The following is a 6,027-nucleotide window of genomic DNA, read 5'->3' on the forward strand; positions in this document are numbered from 1 at the left end:
TCAAACCTGGTCGTTGCATGTTGGGCGGTACCGGAGCATCAGGTCGCTTTCGATCTCCAGGCGGCGAGTGGACGAACGTTCGCCCAGCCAGCCAAGGTGCGTCCAGCCATTTCGATCGAAGCAGGCCTGCTTGTGGTGGTTCGCCATCCGGTCCTTGAGGTTCTCGGTCTCGCCGACGTAGAGGACGGTGCCGCTGGACGTGTTTCGGAGGATCACGTACACCCCGGGGACTTCATTCCACGTGAAGTGTCGAGGATAAGCGGTGAATTGGTACTGCTTCCCTGACTTCCCGGTCAGGGCAATCTGGGCCTCACTGGTCGTAACGCTCACGGTCTTCCCCCTCCTTGGGGGCTGAGGCCGTATGGACGGGACCCGGAAGACGACGTATGTTGGCGCTGCCACACCCCAACACGATCGCAGGGACGCCCACGCGAACCTCGAAAAGGTTGATCGAGAGGCCCGCGCGTCAACGCGGGCCTTCTCTTTTGCGCCGAGTAAACTGTATCCTCGGCGCAAACGGATAGATACGCGGCGTCTGGCGGCCTGTCAACCGTCTTTATTGTGAGTAACGGCTTTCGTGTTAGAGGATTTCATATTTGCTTTTGACGTAATACGGCAACATTATTGACGTCAACTTCAGATATTTCCGGAATTGTCGATCGGACGAGACGATTTCCACCCACAGCTTGATCGCCGGCAGACAGGTGAGCTGACCCGACTGGTCGGTGAGCTTGACCACTTTCGGGGGCATTGGCGCAAGCTCCAGGAACTGCGTGCGGAGCGACTAGCCCAACTGCGGCACGTGAGTACGGTGGAATCCACCGGCTCGTCCACCCGCATCGAAGGGGCGGGACTCACCGACGCAGAGGTCGCACAAGTTCTCGGGGGACTCCGGGTAGACTCGTTCCGGCAACGCGACGAGGAAGAGGTACGCGGCTACGGTGAGCTGCTCACCACGATCTTCGAAAGCCACGATTCCATCCCGCTCACCGAGAACCACCTCAGGCAGCTCCACGGGCTCCTGCTGAAATACTCCTCGCGGGACGAGCGGCATCGCGGGGAGTACAAGACGCTCCCGAACGACGTGGTGCTCAAGGACGGGGACCGGGTCGTCGAAGTGCTCTTCGAGACGGCAACACCGTTCGCGACGCCGCGCCTCATGAGCGAGCTGGTCGACGCCACGAACGCTGCGCTCGATGACCGAACGCTGCACTCCCTGGTCGTCATTGCGCGGTTCGTGGTGGACTTCCTTGCGATTCACCCGTTCCAAGACGGCAACGGCCGCCTCGCGAGGGCCGTCACGGTGTTGCTCCTGCTGCGGGCAGGGTATGACTACGTCCCTTATGCGTCCCTCGAGCGCGTGATCGAAGAGAACAAGCAGGCCTACTACGCCGCGCTACGCGAGTCACAGATCGCCATGCGGGCTGACCCTGCGGCATTCGGGACCTGGCTCCTCTTCTTCCTGGGGGCCCTGCGCGCGCAGCAACGCGCGCTGGAGGCCAAGCTGCAGATCGAGCGCGATCTCGCGGAGCTCTCGTCACTGCAGCAGCGAATCGCCGCGCTCATTGTGGAGCGCGGGCGCGCCACGTCAACGGAGATCGCGGATGCGCTTGGTGAGACGTCGCGCGTCATTCGCTATCACCTCGACATGCTGACGGAACGTCACGTGATCGAGCCCAGAGGTGAGAAGCGGGGGCGGTACTACGTGCCCTCAGGCTCAGGTCCGCACCCTCTCCCAGCAAAGCCCGCCCGGGGCACAAACGCGATTCTGGCTGAGATCCTGCGTGGTGGCGGCCGCATCACGCGGGACGACCTCATCTCCCTGGTGCGACAGCACGAGTACGACCCCCGCACGGTTGGAATCTTACATGGGCGCCGGCTTGCTCATTTGCGCCGGGATGCGTCGACCGGGGAAAGCGTCCTGACGGCGCGTGGCGAAGAGCTGGCACAGCAGTATCTGCTGGCGGAGCGCCTCGGCGGGAAGGGCGCGAACGACGAATGAGTCCTGAACTGCCGCCAGACTTTCGCCACGACGATCCGGGTGAGTCGCGGGACGCAATGGTCCTGCGCGCGTTGACCGAGATGGACCCGGGGCTTGGCGGCCTATTCAAAATCGGGCGCGAGCTGTGCGGGCGACCTTCGGAGCCTGGCTTGGGACAGCTCATTGCGCACACCGGACGGGAGCTAGTGAACGGCGTCTTGCGTCAGCTCGACGCACGGGCGGAAGGTGCGCGTCAGGAAGCCGAACGCGACCCAGCGAGCATCGCGCGGGCGGTGACGGTCCGACTGCGCGAGACGGCGGGATCAGTGACAACAGAAGCGGAACAAATCACGCTCATCACGGAGATTCTGGAGCGTAACGCCGCTACATCCCAGACGCGCCAAAGGTCGCGGATTGCATCGGCTGTCTCGCTGCATCATAGTCATCCCGTCGTCAAGGAATGGCTCGACGTGCACCGGACGTTCCACAGTGCCGCTCACTACTCGGCTGAGCGATCCCACACGGACACGCAGGCGTTGCGGGCTTCGTTCGAGAAGCTGGCGCACTTGCTCTTCGGAAGGGTCGGCCCAGTGTTCGGCGCGTATGATGAGCTGGATGCACTTGCGGTCAAGCACAACCCAGGCAGTGCAGACACTGAACGGCTGCGTGCCCTGCTCGCGCGCCCCGTGCAGGCCAGACACTTCTTCAGGATCGCTCCGCTCGATTGGCTTGAGCCACTGCGGGAACATGGACTGCTTGGCCATCCTCCTGAACGCGAAAAGCTTGGGAACGGCTGGCGCGCAGCCGATTGGCCTGCCGGGGAGTATCTCCTTCGGGTGGGGGCGACCCAACCGGACGTCGTGGTAGAGGAGCTCAGGAGGATACCGGCATCCCTCGACAATCCGTGGGTGCTCGGGCTTGTGGCGGATGCGGCAACTCGCCTCCCGGCTCCTGCAGCAGCCGAACTAGCCCCCGTCATCTGCGCCGGACTCAGGCTTGAGACCGCGCCGTATTTTGCGCGTCGGGCTATCAAGGCTGCGATCCGACTCGCCGAGGAGGCGGAGCCGTGCGCGCGGCACATTGCCGACGCTCTCCTGTGGCCGACTCCAAAGCAGCCGCTGCCCATGGAAGGCGGAGAGGATGCGACGGACTACGGCGCACGATTCCGTGAGCAAGCATCCTCACTCGCTCGAGGGGATGCGTGGGTGGTGGGTCGCCTCCAGAGCTTCGACCGTGACCTCGTTGTCGATAAGCTGTTGCCATCCCTCGAAGAGATCGATATCGGCGAAGCTCTCACATTCTGTACTGAACGATTGTTGCGATGGATGCGCGAGATCGACCGGGGGCGAATTGCGTTTGCGACCGCCTTTAGGGCCGCACGCCTATCCCCTGAATCCCAGTCGGAGACGGACGAAGGGGCGAGCGAGAGCCTACTCTCTGAGGGCTCCAGTGCCCGGTGGTGTCCAGATCTCGAGGGAAGTCGGGACAACGACGGGGTCTGCGCACGGATGGCGTGTCACATCCTGGCCCAGTCCCGTCGATGGATCGGCGCCGGCGCGAGTGCAGATGTTGTTGTTCAGCTCCTGGAGGATCCCTCGATGGAAATCCTGCGCCGCATCCAGTGGAAGCTGATCGGCGAACAGGAACTCCTGAGCGAGCCTCTGCGCACGCGCCTTGACCGACTGCTCATGAGTGACGAGTCGGATTCTCCGGCCTATCGGGCTGGCGAAGTTGCACCTCTTCTGCGCAAGCACTTTGCATCCGCGAGTCCGCAGGCACAAAACGCTTTCGTTTCGCGCATCGAGGCAGGGCTCGACGAAGAGAGTATCCGTCGAAAGTTGGAATTCTGGGGGGTTGAAGACTCAGGGCCGGAGCGCGCCAGGATCCAGGAGTCATGGCAAAGCACGCGATTGCGGTGGTTCCACGACCGAATACCCCTACAACTAAGTGCCCTCGCAGCGCGCCTCGGGGTCGCGCCCATCGTTCCGGATGCAAGACAGCGGTCGCTCGATGAGCGAGGATCATGGTCCAGCGGTGTCGTGAGCGTGGGACACCGAAGCCCGTTCTCGCTGGAAGAGCTGAAGGGGATGCGAGCGCCGGATCTCGCGCGGACGCTTGCCACCTGGACCCCTGCGGATGACAACGATGACCCGTTCGAGGCTGCGTCGGCCGCCGGACTCAATGCTACTTTGCGGGAGTTGATTGGAAATGAACCCTCTGCGCTCGTAGAGCTGATACCTGAGCTCGCACGCCGGAACGTGCCCCTGCGGATGATTGGCGCTGTGGTTCGGGGTCTTGACGATGCGCTGCGTGCCAAACGCCCCGTTGTCGGGAGCATCGTGCGCGGCCTTGCGACCTATGCTTGGGACGCTTGCGAGCGGGCCATCAGTACGAACGTGAAGGAAGCGCTCGACGAAGTCCCTATCGCAGTCTGCGACCTCCTGGAGACCTCCATCCGCCAGGAGGGCGTCGCACAGGATCACGTCGAGGCAGTGATGGCGTTCGTTGAGGCGGCACTCTCGTCTGCTCTCCTCCTGAGAGCCACAGACTCCGAACCGGCTTCCCACGGGGCCGACGCACTGTGGCACGCCAGACGCTCAAGCCCGCATGCGCGCGTCGTCGAATTGGCGATGTCCGTCACCTGGACGCGGTTCCTTCAGCTCTATCCGGACGCTACTTGGCCGCCACCAGCCGACACCGCCCTGCGCAAGAGTACCACGCAATTGCTCGACGCCGTGCTGGCCGACGAGCGAATCGGCGCATCGGCTGTCGAGGCCGCGATAGGACATGCGATGCCACGCCTGATTTGGCTTGTTCCGGAGTGGGTTGAGGCCAAGGCTGAGCGGCTCTTCAGGTCAGACGGTCCGTCGCCTCGCCCGGCGTGGGAGACATACCTGCTGGAGTCGCGGATGCGAGCGCCGGCCTTCGAGTTTCTTCGGAGCTGGTATGCGGAGATGTCCCGCCAGTTCATCCGGGCAGATGAGCCGCAACAGTCGCCTCTGACCGAGGCGTTCGTGCTTCATGTTATGGCAGCTGCAGCCCAGGGTCTCTGTAAGGTCGGCGATGCGGATCAGCTCCTGGAAAACACCTTCGCTTGGGCACCGCTCGAGGATCGACGTCGCGCGTATTGGTCGGTCTTTCGCGGTTTCGCTGATAGCACCGAAGCCGATGTCGGAGCGCTCGTTACGCATGTGATTCAGTTCTGGGAGTGGAGGGTAGGTGTGTTAGAGCGTGAATCCGACAATCCGGAGAAGATGAGGGAGGCAGACGCCCTGCACTGGTTCATTGTGACGCCCCACCTCCCACCCGCGGACGCGCTGCGCCTCGGTTTGCGGACGGTTCGACTGCCCACGCCCGAGTCGCATGTGGCTCTCCAGACGTGGAGCCGTCTCGCTCGATTGGCCCGCCACGATGTTGACGTGGCATTGGAGATTACAACCGCACTGATCGACCGGGCGCTCGCGGGTAGTCATCAGTACCTCCCGTTCGAGGACGTCGCGCCGGTCTTGCGTATGGCGATATCAGCTGGCGGCGACGTGCGCAAACACGCAATAGCACTCGTCAATCGGTTGGGCGAGGCAGGTCGAGACGAGTATCGCGAGCTTTGGCACACCTCGCGCGCGTGAAGAGATTGCCGATCGGTAGCGTCGGGGAGCGCGGACCATTAGATGACCTCTCAGACGGCGGGGATCGGCGGCTAGGTGGACAAACGGCGCTCTGGTTAGGGAGGGCTATCCGTCAAGAAAGCTCCGCATCGCGGCGAGTCCCTCCTCGAGCTGTGCCATGCTGGACGTGTACGACATCCGGATGAACTCGTTCGCACGATGGTCACCGAAGTCCTTCCCGGGAGTCACGGCAACCCCCGTGGCCTCGAGCAATCCCATCGCAAAAGCCCAACTATCGTGCGAGTGCTGCGTGATGTCGGCATACACATAGAAGGCGCCATCCGGCTCGCACGGCACGCGCAACCCCATCTCGGCCAGGGTCGGCAGCAGGAAGTCGCGCCGCCGCTGCATCTCCGCGCGCTGTACTTCATAGATCGCGGT

4 protein-coding genes are annotated in these 6,027 nt (G+C 63.1%); 2 read left to right on the forward strand and 2 right to left on the reverse strand.

The genetic code is table 11. From position 1 onward, the window contains the following. On the reverse strand, positions 1-330 hold the full coding sequence (locus tag IPK85_00185; GenBank protein ID MBK8245824.1) for a GIY-YIG nuclease family protein: 330 nt from the start codon (positions 328-330) through the stop codon (positions 1-3). A gap of 328 nt (positions 331-658) precedes the next feature. Here IPK85_00185 and IPK85_00190 point away from each other — a divergent pair, with 328 nt between their 5' ends. Beyond that, positions 659-2,002 carry a Fic family protein gene (locus IPK85_00190; GenBank protein ID MBK8245825.1) on the forward strand — a complete coding sequence of 448 codons (1,344 nt, stop codon included), beginning with the start codon at positions 659-661 and terminating at the stop codon, positions 2,000-2,002. Positions 2,003-2,451: 449 nt separating this feature from the next. Further along, the gene (locus IPK85_00195) at positions 2,452-5,607 is read left to right on the forward strand and encodes a hypothetical protein (protein ID MBK8245826.1); all 3,156 of its coding nucleotides are present in this window, start codon (positions 2,452-2,454) and stop codon (positions 5,605-5,607) included. A 105-nt stretch (positions 5,608-5,712) separates the two neighbouring features. On the opposite strand, the gene IPK85_00200 is transcribed toward IPK85_00195, so the two are convergent. Further along, the coding region (locus IPK85_00200) for an aminotransferase class I/II-fold pyridoxal phosphate-dependent enzyme (protein MBK8245827.1) at positions 5,713-6,027 on the reverse strand (315 nt) is incomplete at its 5' end.

The sequence above is a fragment of the Gemmatimonadota bacterium genome, assembly GCA_016712265.1.
Lineage (GTDB): Bacteria > Gemmatimonadota > Gemmatimonadetes > Gemmatimonadales > Gemmatimonadaceae > RBC101.